Source organism: Mucilaginibacter sp. P4_A11, from assembly GCF_056402535.1.
On the sequence record NZ_JBFUHE010000004.1, the window covers coordinates 1 to 18,673 of the forward strand.

14 protein-coding genes are annotated in these 18,673 nt (G+C 41.2%); 13 read left to right on the forward strand and 1 reads right to left on the reverse strand.

All coding sequences use genetic code 11. The features are described from left to right. Positions 1 to 107: 107 nt before the first annotated feature. From AC1DUD_RS09295 to AC1DUD_RS09330, 8 genes are all read left to right on the forward strand, one after another. Complete coding sequence (locus AC1DUD_RS09295) at positions 108 to 1,877, forward strand: ATP-binding protein (RefSeq protein WP_477373875.1); 1,770 nt, start codon at positions 108 to 110, stop codon at positions 1,875 to 1,877. A gap of 371 nt (positions 1,878 to 2,248) precedes the next feature. After that, entirely contained in the window at positions 2,249 to 4,996 is a 2,748-nt protein-coding gene (locus tag AC1DUD_RS09300; RefSeq protein WP_477373877.1) for a tetratricopeptide repeat protein, read from the forward strand. A 614-nt stretch (positions 4,997 to 5,610) separates the two neighbouring features. Next, complete coding sequence (locus AC1DUD_RS09305; protein ID WP_477373879.1) at positions 5,611 to 8,208, forward strand: KAP family P-loop NTPase fold protein; 2,598 nt, start codon at positions 5,611 to 5,613, stop codon at positions 8,206 to 8,208. Further along, positions 8,205 to 8,924, forward strand: a complete 720-nt coding sequence (locus AC1DUD_RS09310) for an AbiV family abortive infection protein (protein WP_477373881.1) — start codon at positions 8,205 to 8,207, stop codon at positions 8,922 to 8,924. The genes AC1DUD_RS09305 and AC1DUD_RS09310 overlap by 4 nt, the downstream gene beginning before the upstream one ends. 121 nt (positions 8,925 to 9,045) lie before the next feature. Further along, the gene (locus tag AC1DUD_RS09315) at positions 9,046 to 12,774 is read left to right on the forward strand and encodes an nSTAND3 domain-containing NTPase (RefSeq protein WP_477373883.1); all 3,729 of its coding nucleotides are present in this window, start codon (positions 9,046 to 9,048) and stop codon (positions 12,772 to 12,774) included. Positions 12,775 to 13,178: 404 nt separating this feature from the next. Then, positions 13,179 to 13,538, forward strand: a complete 360-nt coding sequence (locus AC1DUD_RS09320) for a plasmid mobilization protein (RefSeq protein WP_477373885.1) — start codon at positions 13,179 to 13,181, stop codon at positions 13,536 to 13,538. Further along, on the forward strand, positions 13,513 to 14,712 hold the full coding sequence (locus tag AC1DUD_RS09325) for a relaxase/mobilization nuclease domain-containing protein (RefSeq protein ID WP_477373887.1): 1,200 nt from the start codon (positions 13,513 to 13,515) through the stop codon (positions 14,710 to 14,712). Before AC1DUD_RS09320 ends, AC1DUD_RS09325 begins: the two co-directional genes overlap by 26 nt. A 28-nt stretch (positions 14,713 to 14,740) precedes the next feature. After that, positions 14,741 to 14,977, forward strand: a complete 237-nt coding sequence (locus AC1DUD_RS09330; protein WP_477373889.1) for a hypothetical protein — start codon at positions 14,741 to 14,743, stop codon at positions 14,975 to 14,977. Positions 14,978 to 15,147: 170 nt separating this feature from the next. On the opposite strand, the gene AC1DUD_RS09335 is transcribed toward AC1DUD_RS09330, so the two are convergent. Beyond that, positions 15,148 to 15,567, reverse strand: coding sequence for a helix-turn-helix transcriptional regulator (locus AC1DUD_RS09335; RefSeq protein WP_477373891.1), 420 nt, complete (start codon positions 15,565 to 15,567; stop codon positions 15,148 to 15,150). Positions 15,568 to 15,685: 118 nt separating this feature from the next. Here AC1DUD_RS09335 and AC1DUD_RS09340 point away from each other — a divergent pair, with 118 nt between their 5' ends. The 5 genes from AC1DUD_RS09340 (at position 15,686) to AC1DUD_RS09360 (ending at position 18,601) form a co-directional block, all read left to right on the forward strand. Continuing rightward, positions 15,686 to 15,919, forward strand: coding sequence for a hypothetical protein (locus tag AC1DUD_RS09340; protein ID WP_477373893.1), 234 nt, complete (start codon positions 15,686 to 15,688; stop codon positions 15,917 to 15,919). Between the two features lie 49 nt (positions 15,920 to 15,968). Further along, entirely contained in the window at positions 15,969 to 16,385 is a 417-nt protein-coding gene (locus AC1DUD_RS09345; RefSeq protein WP_477373895.1) for a hypothetical protein, read from the forward strand. Positions 16,386 to 16,418: 33 nt separating this feature from the next. Continuing rightward, positions 16,419 to 16,586, forward strand: coding sequence for a hypothetical protein (locus AC1DUD_RS09350; RefSeq protein ID WP_477373897.1), 168 nt, complete (start codon positions 16,419 to 16,421; stop codon positions 16,584 to 16,586). A 237-nt stretch (positions 16,587 to 16,823) separates the two neighbouring features. Continuing rightward, the gene (locus AC1DUD_RS09355) at positions 16,824 to 17,060 is read left to right on the forward strand and encodes a hypothetical protein (protein ID WP_477373900.1); all 237 of its coding nucleotides are present in this window, start codon (positions 16,824 to 16,826) and stop codon (positions 17,058 to 17,060) included. Beyond that, positions 17,057 to 18,601: a recombinase family protein gene (locus AC1DUD_RS09360; RefSeq protein ID WP_477373902.1), complete on the forward strand. Its 1,545-nt coding sequence runs from the start codon at positions 17,057 to 17,059 to the stop codon at positions 18,599 to 18,601. The genes AC1DUD_RS09355 and AC1DUD_RS09360 overlap by 4 nt, the downstream gene beginning before the upstream one ends. Positions 18,602 to 18,673 lie beyond the last annotated feature (72 nt).

An 18,673-nucleotide genomic window follows, 5' to 3' on the forward strand; every position in this document is an offset into this window, starting at 1 on the left:
GACCAAGACTTATTAGCATTCATAGGTATTGAGCTCTCAATAGTCGAAAAGCTGGCGACTCCTCAAGTAAATGAAATTAGTTATCTACTATCCCTAAATAAATCCTTATGACCGAAAATGAAGTTGGAAAAGTATTAGAAAGTTCACCAAATACAATTGTGATTGATGTCAAAGACGAAAAAGTTTTTGAAGCCCACAAAAAGGACTTGCAAATTGGTAAGTACGTTGAAATTTCAGACGGAAATTTAAACAAGGTTGTTGCCATAATTCAAAACATAAAATCAATCGTTGGGGAGGGTGAAAAGTTAAAATTTACTCTCCAAACGCAACCAATTGGATACATTGAAAACAGTGTTTTTACAAGGGGTACTGCCTTAATCCCAAGTCCGACTGAGCCTGTATTTATAATTGAAGCCGCATCACTGAACTTGATATTCGAATCAAGCAAAGATTACACTTTTCCTTTCGGTAGATTAGTTCAAAACAAAGAAATCATCTTGAAGATTGACGCAAATAAATTTTTTAGCAAACATGTTGCATTAGTAGGATCAACGGGTTCCGGAAAATCTTGCACTGTTTCTAAAATCTTACAGGATGTTGTTGGGATAAATAATGGCAAAAATAATCATCTTACCGCTCAAAAAAACTCACATATAATAATTTTTGATATCCATTCAGAGTATAAAGCAGCATTTGAACTACCTACTGACGAGAAGTTTACATTGAACGTATTGGACGTGGATGCATTGAAATTACCTTACTGGTTAATGAACTCTGAAGAGTTGGAATCTCTTTTTATAGAAGGTAATGAAAACAATCATCATAACCAAGTATCGCTCTTTAAAAGAGCTGTAATCATAAATAAAGAAAAACATAACCCAACTCTAAAAGATAGGATTAACTATGATACTCCAGTTTATTTTGACATTGATGAGGTCTATAGATATATATGGAATGTTAACTCTGAAGTGATTAGTAAATTAGCTGGTGAAAATTGTCCCAAACTTGAAGATGGTACACTCATTAGTGATTTGCAGAAAAAAGAATATTTTGAAAATAAATACGAATTTATAGTCTCATCAACGGCGGCAGCAACGAAAGCCTCAAATGGGGCTTTTAATGGCGAGTTTAATAGATTTATATCTCGATTAGAAACGAAATTGTCAGATAAAAGGCTCAACTTTATATTTAATCCTGTAAAAACCAACGGAACCACATATAGGACTGATGATTTTGCAGAAATTTTAAAGCAATTTTTAGGATATATCGATAAAGCAAACGTTACAATTATCGATTTAAGTGGTATCCCTTTTGAGGTGTTAAGCATCACTGTAAGTTTAATATCAAGGTTAGTYTTTGATTTTGCCTTCCATTATTCTAAAATAAAACATAGCTCAGATTCTCAGAATGATATTCCGTTTATGATTGTCTGTGAAGAAGCTCATAATTATATACCCCGAGTAGGGGGCGCTGAATATAACGCATCAAAAAAATCAATTGAAAGAATAGCAAAGGAAGGACGAAAGTATGGTTTAAGTTTAATGGTTGTGAGCCAGCGTCCCTCTGAGGTTTCGGAAACTATTTTTTCACAATGCAATAATTTTATTTCATTGCGATTGACCAACGTTAACGATCAAAATTATGTCAAGGCCCTAATGCCTGAAAATTCGAATGCTATTGCAGATATACTTCCGAATTTAGGATCAGGGGAATGTTTGATTGTTGGCGACGCTACTCTAATTCCATCAGTTGTTAAATTAGAAATGCCAAATCCTCAGCCTAAATCCCAGTCCATTAAATTTCAGGACGAATGGCAAAAGGAATGGAAAGATGAGACTTTCGACGCAATAATCAAGCGCTGGAAAAAAGAAGAGTAGGTGACCAGAGAATATGAGAAATTTGCTGGGTTATAGTTTGATGATTGTCGAATCAACGGCAAATAGAGCGTGTTCGTCGTTAACAAAGTTTATTTATAAATTTTCATAAGAGCTATAACTAGTAGTCGTCTAAAGCTAACTACTTGAAAAATCATTAATTGTTACTATCGATGGAGATTCTGATGAACCAGACCAGCTGATTCCGGGGCAAGCGTTCACCGGAAAATGGCCCGTTTTCAAAAACGTCTTATGCTGAATCCCCAAGTAGGAGGTCAAATGATTATCTGGCGAAGTGTTCCGATATTGCTTGATCAAAGGGGGTGATTGTGGTAAACAAGAAATTCATAACTTCGCTACCATCACAAAGCATTATGGACCCTAAACTTAAAACCAACTTCACGAGCAGGCTGATCAATGCCATCGAGTCATTGTCTTCTCAGAATTTCCCCGCAGTGGCCAAGATCATCATTGAACACAAATATAAGATCCAATTTGAGCTTCGCGGACAGACTATTACTGGTGAGCCGGTCGGGCACACGCTTGATGCTAATACTTCAGGATATGCCGATGTTGCGGAGTTTGGCGTAACCGCCGATTATTTTAATAAACCTTTCAAAAAGATATTTGGTGATTTTAAACATTGCCTGCGGGTTGCACGCCATTGTCAGCGAATGTTCCTGATGTCAAGCCGTACCTGCGGCCCTAAAAACTATGCTTGGTTAAATGATATTGCGGCCAGGTGGGGTAAAAAACTTGGTAAAGATATTCTCATTTTGGATGGAAGATGGTTGGCTACTTATATCATCGATCAAATTCTGGAATCCCAGGATATCACAACCTTGGAATTACTCGAACCGCATTTAGCCTACATCGCCCAAATACATACAGAGTTTGGTTACAGCCATGATCTGCCGACGTTGCCAAAAGATAACTGGCCGAGGCCGGAAGCCGTCGATGATATTTTAGCCTTATTGGATGAACACAGCTACATACAGATCAATGGATTAAGCGGTATGGGTAAAACTTACCTTGCGGTACAAGTTTTCAACGAACTGAAGCGGGTGGATAGTGAACGAATGATTATTTGGATACCTGGCAATACCGTTTCGACTGCGGAAAGTCTGAGTTCTCTGCGCATTGAACGTTATGCCGTGCCTCAAAACATTTTGGGGTTGATCAAACGGTTTAAATGCGTGGTCGTGATCGATAGCTTGGAAAGTTATGTAGAAGACGTTGTGCAACGGATTAAAGCAGTTGGTGCGCCCGACTACCGGTTGATCATTTCTTCACAGACACAAGCAGATTTAGATAGTGTGTATAGTATACCGCCATCTGATGATGAGCTGAGTAATAAAATATTGAATGCTAGTTTGCAAAAACCTTGTCCACAGGAGATTTACAAGCAGATCATCAAAGCCATTGGTGGTCACCCGTTCTTGTTGGATCAAATTAATATTCTTGTTAAGAAGGAGCAGTTAAGTTGGGTAAAAGTTCTTCGGGAAACAGACACATTGACAACGAGTTCATTTGATAACCAGGCATTTTATGATCGGCTATTCGTACATCACCTGAAAACTACTGCGCTGGAATTAGGGGTGCTTAAATGGATAGATACAAAAGAGATCGATGAGTCCCTACTGTTAACTTTGATCGGAAAATCAGGAATTACCAAGCTTAAGGCAAGAAACTTTTTTAACGCGTACCGTGATGGGGCTTTTGTACTTCATGATATCGTATTAAATAGTTTGCGGATAACTACCATTCCTTTCGATGAAATGCTAATTGAGCGGAAACTTGCTGGAAAATTAGCAGAACTATATCACCGGTTTGACGCAGATTATTACAGGATCATCCATGCACACAAAAAGCTGATCGTACGATCATTGGAAAAGATCCAGAGACATGATATTTATAATTATTCCTACTTAATATCTGTTCCATTAGCGGATTATGATAAGCGCATCGTCCCGTCCACGTCTAACGAAGATTTGGCACTCGCTTTTAAGAATTTCAGGGCAGACGATTACTTCCTCATTATGTCCTGGATCGAGCAAACTGAAAAAGAATTCCGGATCATCAAAGCCCATGATCGTGATCAAACCGCGTCTTTTCTTGCGCCGCGGATTAAAACCATTGAAGACCTGCTTGCCAACTCCAACCGTTTAACAGCAGCGGTCAAACGGGACATCCGGAATCATCTTGGGAAATTTTTAAGAGACATTAACGACCGAGCGCGGGCAATTCAGGTTTTTGAAAGTATTTTGATAGAGGAGCCTAATTTCTGGGCAGCTAAGTTTCACTTAGCCAAACTGTACCGTAAAGATAGGGCTAAAGAACAACAGGCACAGAGATTTTTGGCAGAAATTATTGATGCATACAACACTGAAAGTCAAATTTCACCGACAATTGTTCTGGCGTCGTTTAAAGAGATCCGGTCACATAACATGGACCAGTTGCTATTGAAGTTTATTGATTCCTTCGCCCAATTACTGGAGCAAACCATGGTGAGCCGCTTTGATCAACCATATGAAGTTCTTGGGGCACTGTCCTCACGTATTCAGTTCAAAATGCCAGAGAGGATGATCAGTCTGGCCAGTATGCTTCCTATTCCTGCGGAAGATGCCATTGAAAATCACACGCTTTTTGATGTCGGCATGATCTACCTCAATACAGGTAAAGCCTATCAGCAACTAGGGCAGCCGGAAAAGGCGAATGAATATTATCGACAAGGAACAGCTTATTATGCAAAGCTGTCAGAGGCTAGCGATTTCCAGTTAAGGGGAATAGCCGAGGCCTATTTACTATTGAAAGATCCAGACACGTCGCTAGAACAATTGAGCAATATTTCCGACGACAAAAATGAATGGTACAATTATACGCTGTCCAAGACATTGAGAATGTTAGGACGTTTTGATGAGGCGAAGGATGCTATCGATGCCGCAATAAACAAGAATACGAACGATAAAAATATTTCAACTTTTCATCGTGAACGTGGCGCTATTCGACAGGCTCAGAAGGATGAACACTATCACGAAGATTACAACTATGCCATTAAACACTGTGCAGACCAACAATTTATCGATATCATGAATGAAGAACTAAGATCATACACCAATTAGCCGATGAAAGCACTGAATTCAATAAAATTACTATTCTTTTTGACCGTGTTCATGACCTCGTGTGAGCATTCAAAAAAAATCATCCGCATGAAGAAAAAATAGCATCAAACGCTCCGGAGGTTAAGAGCTACGGTGTGGTTAAGGCGGATAAAACCGAAACCACAGGCATCTCGAATTTTGAATACATACCACCCCAATGTGCTTTCAATAACAAACCCATTTTTATAGCAAGGACATAAGGAGCTACCTGACGAAAAAAGCTTTCTTTTTGGAAAGAAAAAGCGAAGTCAGTGGGGATTTGGAAAACAATCTTTGTGCAGTTCCTGCAATAACAAAACTGGTAATTAGTACGACAAGGACTACCGGCTCTCCGGCAACACTGTGTTTTGATATTTTGATGGTCAAGCTCCCACTTTCGATCTCAAATAGCGGTTCTATCGGACGCATGAACTAAGTTATAAATTTAAAATAGATTGCTACTACGCAAATAGGCTGCGCACCACGTGTTTTATTTTATTTTAGTAATGGTACGGTATTTTTAAATATGTCGAAAAAGCTAAATTAGTACAATATATTGAGCTGAGCACTGAAGAAAAAAACACACCTTGATTACAATGGCAGATAAATCAACTCAATCAGAAAAACGTAAAAAGAAGTTTAGCTGCACAGCATTAGTCGAGGACTTTAGCATTTCAAGTGGCTTTTGGTTGCTTGGACTTTCTATTATATTTGTGCTGTTCTCCAAGGCATTCATCCAGTTATGGGATCTGCTTATTACCAATCCATTTTTAAAGTACTGTACAGTTGACAACCTTCTAACTGACTGGATCTTTATATTTTATCTGCTTTTCTGCATTGGCTACTTTGTATGGCAGATTTGGCGCGGTTTGTACATTTCCTTGAACTCATGCGCATTTACACTTGTCTTTATCCTGTTATATTTCTTCGTGGTACGCAATGCCGAAATCAATAATTTCTATTTTTTCAAACTTGGCTTCCTATCAGGCATTCCTTATGCCAATTTTTTTATCATCGGAACGCCTTTGTTGATCAGTACTTACAAATCCTATTTTGAGGGTTTGGTGATCCAGCCTACCCAATTGTCCCTAATCGATGACAATTCATCGCTATCAAGCTACACTGATGCCTATTCTAGGGCCAGTTATGCATCATCTGTCGCTAAACATATCATGGAGACTTCGACAACAAATTCGTTTGCGATCGCAGTAGTCGGTGAATGGGGGTCGGGAAAAACAGATTTCCTGATGCGATTGAAAAGCGAGTTAGAAAAAGATAAGGACAATAATTTGGTCTTTGACTTCAACCCCTGGCGCGCAAGCAAGCCCGATGGAATTATCGACGAATTTTTCAAAACATTGTCCAACGAACTAAAACCTTATAACAGATCGATTCACGCCAAGCTTAAAGATTATTCCAAGCGGATTTTGCAAACCGGCAAAGAGATCTATTTCCGATTTTTCGACACATTGATCAACGATTTTGGTGGCGATGACAGCATTCAAACGCAATATAAAGAGATCAACAAAGCGATCAGCGGATTGTCCCGGCGCGTTGTGATCTTTATAGATGATATGGACCGCCTGACAGGCAAGGAGGTCATGGAAGTATTAAGGATCATCCGCAATACCGCTAATTTTTCCAACACATTCTTTGTAGCCAGCATTGATCAGAACTACGTGATTAATGTATTAAAAGGCACAAAAGACTTTGCAAATGAAGAAGAATACTTAAAAAAGGTGTTCCAATTGGTCATTACATTACCAGCGTTTAAGAAGAATATTTTCATTCAATTGCTTAATGACCAGCTGCTGACCAAGGATATGGAAGCGCTTCATCGGAAAGTAATTACCGATGCTGTTGCTAAGATTACCACAGATTTTGGTGACCTGAGTGTGCCTTTCTTTCCGGCTGCCGACCATGACAACATCCTCGAAAAACTGGTAGATAATACGCGTGACTTGAAGCGTTTCAGTAACTCATTCAAGCTAGCTTTCAATGCGTTGAAAGACGAAATTGATGTTCAAGACCTGATGGTGCTCGAACTGATCAGGAACCGGAATATTGAAGTCTACAATAGGATCAGGAACCGGTATTTCTTAGACTTTGACGTGGATAGCAGCGATCATTTTTTGCTAAATGAGAAAAACTGGGAGCAATTCGAGAAAGATAATAAGAATGCGCTTGGCGACGAAGAAGTTAAAAAGCTTAAATCAGCGGTTAATTATCTGGTCACCGACATGGGATATAAGAACCGGCGGAAATTTAAGGAGGTTCATAATTTCTATCTGTATTTTTCTTACCAATTGTTCAACTTGGTGTCCCTCAAAGCATTCAACGATATTTTGGAGAAAGATCATCCGGATATCACCGAGCAATTCGACGAATGGAACGGAGAAGGTAAAGGCCAGGAATTGATACATATAGCATCGCGTGCTACCGACTTTAAGGACAGTGGTACCCTGCTGAAGATGATCACTGCTTATTTGAACGTTAAGAACGATCACGATGTCTGGCTTGAATTGTCAATAAAGCTGCTGGTTAATTTCAGCAACTACAATCTCAATAAATATTTTGGCGACGACGATACTAAATACGAGCAGTTTTTAACTGAATTAATGGATAACAACGCCATTGCTCTTGTTGACCGCTCTGCGATAGGCAGTCGTTTTCTCGATTCGCATTTTAATGACACTGGTGAAAACCGGGTGCTAAGCAAGGAATTTTGGCAAGGTAAAATATATATCCTACTCAAAGAATTCTTAAATATTACTAATAGTCCGGCATCATATAGCCAAATGATGAACTTATATTATTGGAATAAGTTTGAGCTTGATCAGGAACGTCACATAACAATCAAAAAAGAAGCGTCGTCTGATTTTAAGGAGTATTTGTTAAATAATGCAGAGGCATTTCAATTGTATGTGCGGCACATGCTAAGGCCATACTATTCCCCTTACAGTAAGGGCGGTCTGATCGTATTTGAACCGTTCCTGGAACAGATATTTGGAAACTGGCAGGATTTCAAAGGGCACTTGGAAAAACAAAGTTTTGCTGATCAGGATACCCAGAATGTTCAGCGCATCATTCTATTCCATATTGATAAATACTTCAAAGAACAAAAAGGCTTTAAGATCACAGATAAAGCCGATGAGCAATTGATGCTGGATATGCTCGCAAAATTAAGAACATGAACCTGACCAAAGCCGAAATATTAGCCCTCTATAATGCGACGATTGATAATTCTCACGAATTACTCAAAGCTGCACATCATAACATTTTTAAATATGAAGGCAAAAAATTTATTGGATTGGGTATTGCAGAACTAGCCCTTGAGGAGTTGGGTAAATCTTTCACTTTATTAGCGTACTACTCAAAAGCCCATACGATCAACAATTGGAAACCATTCTGGAAAGACTGGCGAAATCATGACACTAAAGCGGCACGCGGATTCTTTTACGAATTCTTTTGTACTATTAGGATGGAGATCAAGAATCCTAATGAAACTATTCTGAATGAACTGATCCCGCGTGGTAGATTCTCTATGGAGAAAGAGCTTGCCTTTTACGTGGATATCGATAAGAATTCGAGAGTTATACATGTCCCAGAGCAGCACGTCAGCGATGAAGAGGCGATCAATCGGGTGATTTCCCTGTATGGATTGTTAAGTCCTGCTTTATTTATTAAAGATTGGTTGAACTCGACAGAGCCGGACAGCTTTAAAGAAGCAATTTCGGATTATGCGTATGTTACATTGACCGAAGATGTTTATCAACAGGATGTCCCGTCGATTTTAAGCGCTTTACGGAATAGCGATACAGATCGCGATCGCGCTTTGGACGAAATATGGAAAATGTTTGATCGAAAATTTGAAGACCATGACTCGGCTGAAGAGAAGTTAATAGATTAGTATCCGCCCTTAGTCGAGGATTAAATGTTTTGGGCGTTCCCCGGTTTCGGCAGCACCCTCGATCAGATCGCATTGCACAATTTCGTACATTTGTAGGTCGGACATTTCCGACATTTTCAGCATGAGCAAGATATCGCAGATCAAACAGGAAATCTATGGCATCGAGGGTGGCGCATTCCAGGAAGTTTGCAACCGTTATCTCGTCAGGACCTATGGTGGTGAACTACATAGCCCGGGTTCCGTCGGTGATAAAACGAAAACCAAACCAGGAAGACCGGATACTTATTTGGTTCAGGAAGACAGTACCTATGTGCTGGCTGAAATCACGACGCATGACAGTCTGACTAAGCCAAAATACCGTGAGAAACTGATCAGTGATCTACAGGGGTGCCTTAAATTTGAAAGTTTGGGTATTACTGCAAACCAGGTACGTTGCATTGTTTTGTGTTGTAATAGTTCGATAGATATAGATCTACGGGAGGAGTTGAAGCAACTTGTAGCAGACTTTAAGATCCCGCTCCATTTTGTCCCGCAGATGACCCTGGTCGATTACTTTTACAGTATTGATAAGGTATTTGCGCGTGATTATTGGGGCGTTGCGTTTGAAACCGGTCAGATCTTATCCAAACAGGACTTTCTGAATCGGTACCAGGCCGGCGGGTTTGCCACGCCACTGGACAATAAATTACATGGGCGGGAACGCGAGTCTTTGGACCTATTGCAACTATTGGAAGCACATCATGTATTGCTGGTTTCCGGCCAGCCCGGCGTAGGTAAATCGCGGTTAGTCATGGAAGTAATGGACGATTTTGTGGACAAACATCCGCACTACCTGCAATATTATGTGATGTCCAAACCAGAATCGATCATCGAAGACCTGCTTTCTTTTCTTAGGCCTGGAAGCTCATATATCCTTTTGATCGATGATGCTAACCGGCAATTGGACAACTTGCTTTCCATTCTCGACCGGGTCATCAGCAGCAAACTGGACGTTAAAATTGTTTTAACGGTAAGGGAATATGGACGGGCAAGTGTTGAAGAGGCATTGTATCCGACGCCATTCAAAAATTACCACATCGATATATTATCAGATCAGGTGATCGAGCAGATCTTGTTCGAGGAGCCATTTAATATCAGGCGGATCGAATTTAGGGAACGTATCACCGCGATCAGTAACGGAAATGCACGTTTAGCGATCATGGCTGCGGAGGCCGTCAAAAAAACACCGGACATCATCGTATTGCGCGATGTGACAGCCATTTACGATGAGTATTTTAAGAGTATCCTGAAAGATGCGAGCGCACTGAGCGACGACACCACGCTGAAAGTACTTGGCTTGTTATCATTTTTTCATACGATCGACCGGGATGTGCTGGAAGAGATCGCCGTGATCAATGATTTTGGGATCTCGCTGGAAGCATTCATGGAGTGTGTCAATGTGTTGGAGCCACTCGAATTAATCGATGTTGATTTTAAAAGCGTAGTAAAGATCAGTGATCAGGTGCTGGGGACCTATTTCTTCTTTGACGTCTTCCTCCGCAAACACCTGCTTGATGCGGAACACTTGTTATTTAATTACTTCCAGCGATTTAACTACCGAGTCAGAGACACGTTTCTCCCGGCGATATCGACTTTCGGCATAGAAAATACAGTCGGTGCTAATGCAGAATTATTGACCCGGATCTACGATCGGATCAGCGGGAATACTGATGATTGCTATGCTTTCTTTGATGTATTTGGCATTTACCTGCCGGATAAAGTATTCGGTTTTGTACACCGGATCATCAACGTCATGCCGGTTGATGAAACCGAGTTCGAGTTTATTAACGCATATAAAAACCGCCAACCGAATGAGCATGACCGGACTTTATTATTGCTCGCAAAATTTTACGACAGCACTGTGGCTGCACATTTGACAGCCATGGGGCTGGCGATAAGGTATGTTCATAAATGCAAAGCCATGCTGGATATGTTAGTGGGACAGCTAAAAGCACCTTTGAATCTGGGATACGACGCCGTTCACAGTAATTTTGAAAGGCAGCGGGCAGTTTATCAATTTCTGAAAGATCACATTGATGATAGTCCGGCTTATAAGTACCTGTTTTACTACGTACTGCAACCTGTGTTTTTAGATAAATCCTATGATTATCGAGTATTCACAACAATTGACGGAAAAACAACCTTTAATCCCACATTTGCTGCATTACGTGAGGGCTTTTTACAAGATATTGATGATAGTTTTCAGCAAGACCGTTTAATCTGCTATGACTTGCTGATGGAATACCTGCAGCCACATGGCCGGGGAACTTATGAATACTTGCATGCCGATCAATCCCAGTTGCTTTCGCTGATTAAAAATCACTTCGTTCCGGAAAATTTTGAAGATGCCTATTTTGTACTGGCTTACACCGACCTGTTATCCGACCGGCAAATCAAAATCATTCCGGAACTCCGCACCCTGAGAAGAAAATACAACACCAAGATACAACGGATCTGGCACGTCCTTGCACTTGAACGGGATAAAAATGGTAAAAAGTTTGACCGCCTGACAGATTTCCGGGAAGAATATGACGCGAAGATCCGTAGAATAAAAGAAGGGTTTAAGATCAACAACCTTAATGATTTCATGGCGGTTTATCGTGCCGTTAAAGCATTTATCGATTTCAAATATCACCATCGGCATTCCATTTTCTTTGGTTTTACTTTGCTGATCGAACACGTTTTTGAAAAAGACATTGAACTTGGTTTTGAAGTGCTCTCGATATATCTTTCTGAAAATGACCTTGCAAGTATCATATCCGGTCGGATATTCAACACCCTATTTCAACTAAATATTGAACTACATCAACGGGTCTACAAACTGGTAAAGAGTATATCCTTTAAAAAGCAGCAGGACTGGATCGAACGTTTTTATGAGGTGCTGCCTGATGAACTGGTTAGTGAGGTGATCATCGACCGGATGCTGGATGATTTTATAGGCGTCAACAGTCATTATAAGCTGCATACGCCCTGGTTCGAGAAATATGAAAATGTGCGGCCCGGTGTGATCCACGATATTGCGGTCACGCTGATGAACAAACATGCAGATGATACCACATTTGAATACGAGTTACCGCATCACTTTTTCTCGGAATATCCGTATTTCAGTGAGCACGATTTTAAAACGGCCTGTCAGCTATATCTCCAGCAGGAACGCTTAAACGGTCGAAGCGATCCTTACGGGGAAGATCTTTTCTTCCTGGTCCAAAAAGATGTTTGTTTTTTTCAAGAATACATTGACTATCGGATCGGTGTTTATAAGCAGTATCATACCCCTCCGAGGGCACCGATGAGCCCGGTCTGGGGTATTGATGGAGCCCCCGATCTCGTTTATGAAGCATTGGTCAAGTTGCATAATGCGGACATTTACAGCTTCGGATTTAAAGATTTTTCGGAATCATTTTTTGTTCAATTGGGTGCGGAACAGGCTTCTTTAGCAGTAGCCTTAATGGAAAGGTTGCTGCATGATTTTTCAGCCGATGCTAAAATGTTAGACACGATCTGGGAGGTCAGCCGAAATCTTATGGAAGAGCACTACGGTGATCTGATCCGCGGTTGGGTCGTTACGCTACCCGACCTGGAATTATTTAAGAAATGCGATTGGACCAACAATTCATTCAGTTGGTCGGGGCAACGCAAGGTCTGGGCTGAGTTCCGAGAAACGGAGTACAAACTGGTTTATGATGCGATCTCCGAACTACCCGATAGTTTTTTATATGTCGAATACCAGGAATGGTTGGTCGAAAAAATGAGCAAAGAAAAAGAGTACAGCAAATACGAACGACGCCGGATATTCAGGGGATTCGATTGACGGGCGATCGATGTATTTTGGTGTGTTTTATCCGACTTGTTAGTAGAGAAAGTTAATTTACAATATCAACGCTACCATTTCAATGTAACCATTCCCGTTAAATATCGATTGCATTTAAATTGGATTTCACTGCCTGTTTGTAATATGTGAAACCAAAGGTTGATTTAATTGAGCAAGCCATGTTTTGGTCGGACCAAAACGCTTGCCGGGACACCCGGACCCGGTATGCTTTCACTTCGTTCTGCATAAAAATTTTGAAGGGTAACTGTAAATAAATATCTTTGGTCAAGGCATAAATGCCGGGCCGCTTTGCGGCTGATAAACGCAGGTCGAGCCTGCGGCCCTCGCGGGTCACGATATTGCTCATTGCCTTGAGCAATTCTTACAAATCATTTTTTGAACTTATGGCAAGGCCAAAAGTTACGCCATCAGAAAAGAGGTCGGTCAAGATCACTTTCAGGGTTACGGAAAAGCAGCAGCAAAAATTGCTGCTGCTTGCCAAAGCATGTGGCACCACGCCGGGCGATCTGGTTCGGACAAAATTATTTAGGGGGCATTTTCCAGCCACCAGCCTACCGAAGATCGACGAAGATACCTACATCGAATTGAAGAAGATCGGGGTTAACCTGAATCAACTTACCAAGCACGCCAATTCAGGCAGGCTGCCTATAGGCATCGATAAAACGCTCGCCGCGCTGTTGCGGCAGGAAGAAAAAATTATAAGGCTTTTACTGAGGGATGATAGCAGATCAGAAGATAGGTAAAAGCTTTATGGGCGCATTGGGCTACAACCTTAAAAAGTTAAACCATAAGGATAGCAGTAAACGGGCTGAGCTTTTGGAAAGCAATTTTGCCTCACTGGACATTGACCTGATCAAAAAGGAAATAGAACTGGTAAGACGCAAGCGACCAATGCTTGGGAATTACGTTTATCATACCAGCCTTAACTTCTTGCAGGAAGAAACCGGAAAACTGGACAACGATAAACTACTATCCATTGCAAGCGATTATTTACAAGGAATGGGTTTTACCGATAACCAGTATATGATTTTCCGGCACCATGATGCAGAGCATCCCCATATCCACCTACTGGTTAACAGGATCACCTTTAACGGTGATGTAGTATCAGACAGCAATAACTTTAAGCGCAGCGAAGCCTTATTGCGAAAGCTGGAACGCGTACATCACTTAAAGGTTGTACCGCAAAGCAAATTCGTTGCGGTACAAGCGTCGAAAGAAAATTTTAAGATATTTCCTACTGTTAACAATTCCCGCCGGGCACCCAAAAAGGATGAGATAGAAATGGTAGTGCGTACTGGTCAGGCATCCCATAAAATGTTAGCTCAGGAAAAGCTATCGCTTATCCTGAGCCAACCTAAGCGGAGCATGCAGGATTTCATCCAGCATTGCGAGGCTGAAGGAGTGAATTTACTATTTAACCAGGCGAGCACCGGACATATAAGTGGGGTTACCTTTTTTATCGATGGGTTTAAGGCTAAGGGGCAGGCGTTGGGTAGCCGCTTCAAATGGATGGAGATCGTCAAACAATTAGATTATGAACAAATTAGAGACAGCAAAAGCATTAGCGAAGCTAACCGCCGAACAAAGGACAGATACGGAGACTTCACAACAGCCGGAAACGGCACCGAAAGAAACGGAAGAAGAAACGATGTTGAACCTACTATTTATCATGCAGCAAAACTCGACGAGGTCGGGCAAGTTTCTGGCACGGATAGCAGCGACACAGGACAAGATATTGCAACGGATGACCGAGATGGAAGCGCGGGCTTTAAAACAGGAATATCGCCTGAAACAATTTCTGACAATACTGTTGGCGCTGATCCTGATAACTGGCGTTATGCTGGTTATGGTATTCAGATATCAGATGACGAGGACGATGCATTAAAAAGGAGAAAACGGCGTGGGATCGGTAGGTGATCAATTATATCTTTACCTTATTAAACTTATGATGACGGATAAATATAAGATTAGAATACTCGACCTCGCGCAGCGTTGGCGGATGGATCTGTTAACCGAGGGCGAGCGAACGGATTTGGAAAATTGGTACAGATCCCTGGAGGATAAGGAACTCGGCCTACCTACCGAAACTTCCGTTGACAGGCTTGAAAAGCGGCTACACCAACTTTTTACAAATAATCAGGAAAAGCCCGATCAGGACGGCGCACCGCCTTATCCCTTTTAATAAGGCTCATTTATAGGTATTTACTACCAATGCGCTTTATCAATAAATTTAATGGTTAGATCAACAAGTTGGTTGACGAAGCCAACCGATAAAGTTGAGGTAAATCAACTTTTGAATATTTTATCCTTTTGATTGTGGGTAATTATGCATTGAACTATCTTAGCGACAACTTATTTTTTATCTTTTTCAGCCTGAAGCAGACGTTCTAATAACTCAATTTTTTCAACGTACAGCCTTTTGTTTTCTTCGAATAATTCGACCACTTTCTCAATGGGATTGAAGTTCATCGTCCCATAATTGCTTATAGGACCATTGTTGTTCTGAGAACCTTCGTAATTATTCTGAATATTATAAATAGCCTTTTCCTCATCAAAGTTCTTAATTGCCTCTTCGGGCACTTTGAGTGCTTTAGCCACCTCGCTCAGCATTTCCGGCTCAATAATTTCCTTGCTTTCCAGCAGGGAAATACGCTTTTGTGTCCAGTCGTCACCTAATGCTATAGCCAAGGCTTCCTGTTTAAGGCCAAGCATTTCCCTGAAGCGTTTAACGTTTCTTCCCTGATGTATTTTGTTTGGTGATTCAGCGGTCATACCACAAATATAATGAATAAACGAGATAATAAATTCTAAGCTATCTCTAAATTATCCCTAATAAGGGATTTATTATACCAATGCTTTGCGGCTCCTTTGTATTAAAAAGGAGGATGTCATGCGCGATAATAACGGAACGATCAATATCAATTATGTGGATTTCGATAGCCTGAACCGGGCTACACAGAAACAAATCATCTCGAAACTTAAATATGAAGATGATGCCATACCTTATGAAATGGTAACAGAAAGCGGTGCACCTACCGAGCGAAGCCTTGATACTATTCTAAGGGAATATGAAAAAATTCTCGCAAGATTTCAGGAACTGCTTGAAAGACATGGCAATAAATAGTAGGTAATTGAACGGCACTGAGGTCAAAAAAAATTAAGCAATACAGATCATGAACAGGCTATTATTCATTGCACGTAGTGTAAAAAATCTTACTCCATTGCAGGTTGCCAGGGTACTTAAGGTTACGGAGGCCGAATACAAGGAGTTCGAACACTCCCTGAAAGACCTCACAGCGCAGCAGGCAGTACAATTGGGCAAGCTGTTTGGCATCGAGGCCGAATGGTTTTTCCACGATAATGGCCGCAGGGCAATCGTCATCAAGGAAATGTCCCAGGAGGTCTGGAATATCGCTAAGGAAATTCAACCGGAAAATGGTAATTCCGCCCTGATGAATTTTAAGATCGTTCACCTCGGTTTTACCGCGCTGGCGGCGCAGGCGGAACTAAAGAGTGCACTGCTCAGGCAGATGGAACTGGAACTTGATAATAAGGCCTTACGCGAAATAATCAGCGATCTTAGTGCCTAGTCTGATTAGACTAACGACGTTTCATTCATAGTCATGGCACCCGTCACAAAGGTAGCTTCGCCGGAAAGCAGTCAAGGGCAGGTAAATGGCGCCGTTATTTTATTTTTTGGCAGCGTCACCCTTGACAGCTTCCCGGCTTTCGGCTGCCAGTTGTTTAAGCGCTGCAATGAATACACCTGTGCATTTTTAAGGCAGATGTAACAAACAGCTGTTAATTACGTCTTATATATGCTTGCCGATCTCTTTCGGCCACCAGCTTAAAAAGCCTGTCCATGTACTGGTTTAATGGTGTTAACGCGTATCGTAAACGGCCGGAGGCCTTAAAGGATCGTGTTAATGCCGTCCTTTAACCCCGGCTTGAATATCGTCGGGACACCCCCCTGGAATTGTTACTGGTGACAAGTGATCCCGATCAGACGGACTACAATACTGTTTGCTATGAAGAGCGATTCTTCAAAAAAAAGATCGGTTACAACCGAACAAGCCATAAAGATGTTGAGTGATGAAGGCTTGGAAATAAATGAAAAAGAAGCGGAAGAAATCTTGGATTTCTTGTATTTTTTAGCTAAATTAACTGTAAATCAACTGGTTAAAGGCAATTCAAAAGTTGATCTACATCAACCAAATAAACAAGGCAAATCAATCAAATCACCTGACAAAATCAAGAAACAATGAAAACTGCCGATCTATACATCAGGGTAAGTACAGACGAACAAGCTGACAAGGGATACTCCCAACGCAATCAGGAAGAAATTCTTCGCAGGTATTGCGAGATCAATAAGATCAACGTCCGAAAAGCTATTTATGAAGACCATTCCGCAAAAACTTTCATGCGCCCACGTTGGCAGGAATTGTTAAAGGAATTGAAAAGAACGAAAGGGCGGCATGTTGATCTGATTCTATTTACTAAGTGGGACAGGTTTAGCAGAAACGCTGGTGACGCCTACCAGATGATGAATATTCTTAATTCATTAGGTGTCGAACCGCAGGCCATAGAACAGCCATTAGACCTCAGCATCCCTGAAAACAAGATGATGCTGGCTATTTATTTGGCTGCACCGGAAGTGGAAAATGATCGCAGGGCATTAAACGTCTTCCATGGCATGCGTAGGGCCAGAAAAGAAGGCCGATGGATGGCGTCTGCCCCGGTTGGTTACGTCAATAAGACGGCGGAAAACGGTCGAAAATATATTGGCTTCAGGGAACCGGACAGTTCCATATTGAAATGGTGCTTTGAGAAGCTGGCGACCTCAGAGTTTTCAACTGAACAAATTTGGAAAGTTGCTCGTCAGAAAGGTCTGAAGTGTGGAAAAAACAATTTTCTTGTTGCGATACGAAATCCGGTTTACTATGGTAAGATTACCATTCCGAAATATAAAAATGAAGAGAGTTATCTGGTACAAGGACAACATGAACCATTAATATCTGAAAGCTTGTTTAATGATGTTCAAGACGCATTAGATGGCAAGAAGAGAAAGCAGGGTATTAAAGTAATGTCGCCAGAGGAACTGCCCTTAAGAGGTTTCTTATTGTGCTCCCGCTGCTCAAGGCTTTTGACTGGCAGTGCATCAAAAGGCAGGAACCAGTATTACTATTATTATCATTGTTCCAGCCAATGCGGTTGCAGGTACAAAGCTGATGATGTTAACGATGCATTTCTGAAAGACCTGAACAAGTACACTTTAGGCGAGGAGATGACAAAACTCTGTACGAAGATATTGCTTGACGAACTGGATCAGGAAACCAGCGGGGTCAGAGACGACAGAAAAAGTTTACTTCGTCAGATTGACGAGCAAAACGACAGGTTGCGTAAAGCAAGGGAATTGATGTTGTCGTCTAAGATYGATCCTGAAGATTATGCTTTAATTAAGAATGAATCCCAAATTGTCTTAAATAAACTGGAAGCAAAATTGACAGAGCATGCAGAGAATCCATTGAAGGTAGATGTATTGCTTCCTAAAGCAGTTGAGGTAATAACGAATATCGGTAATCTGTATCAACTTGCTGATAGTGAGGCAAAAAGGGCTATTGTCGGTTCGATGTATCCCGAAAAATTGCATTTTGACGGGCAGCAACATCGAACCACCAGAACCAACGAAGTGGCAAGCGCTATATACATGATTTCCAGTTGGTTAAAGAGTAAAAAAAGAAGGGCAAGCGATGAAAAATCATGCTTGCCCACTTGGGTGCACCCTAATGGGCTCGAACCTGTATAAAAAACATGAAACAACTATTATTATTACCTTTTAGGTTTTCCTCAAGCATTCATCAACTTAAATAACGTATTC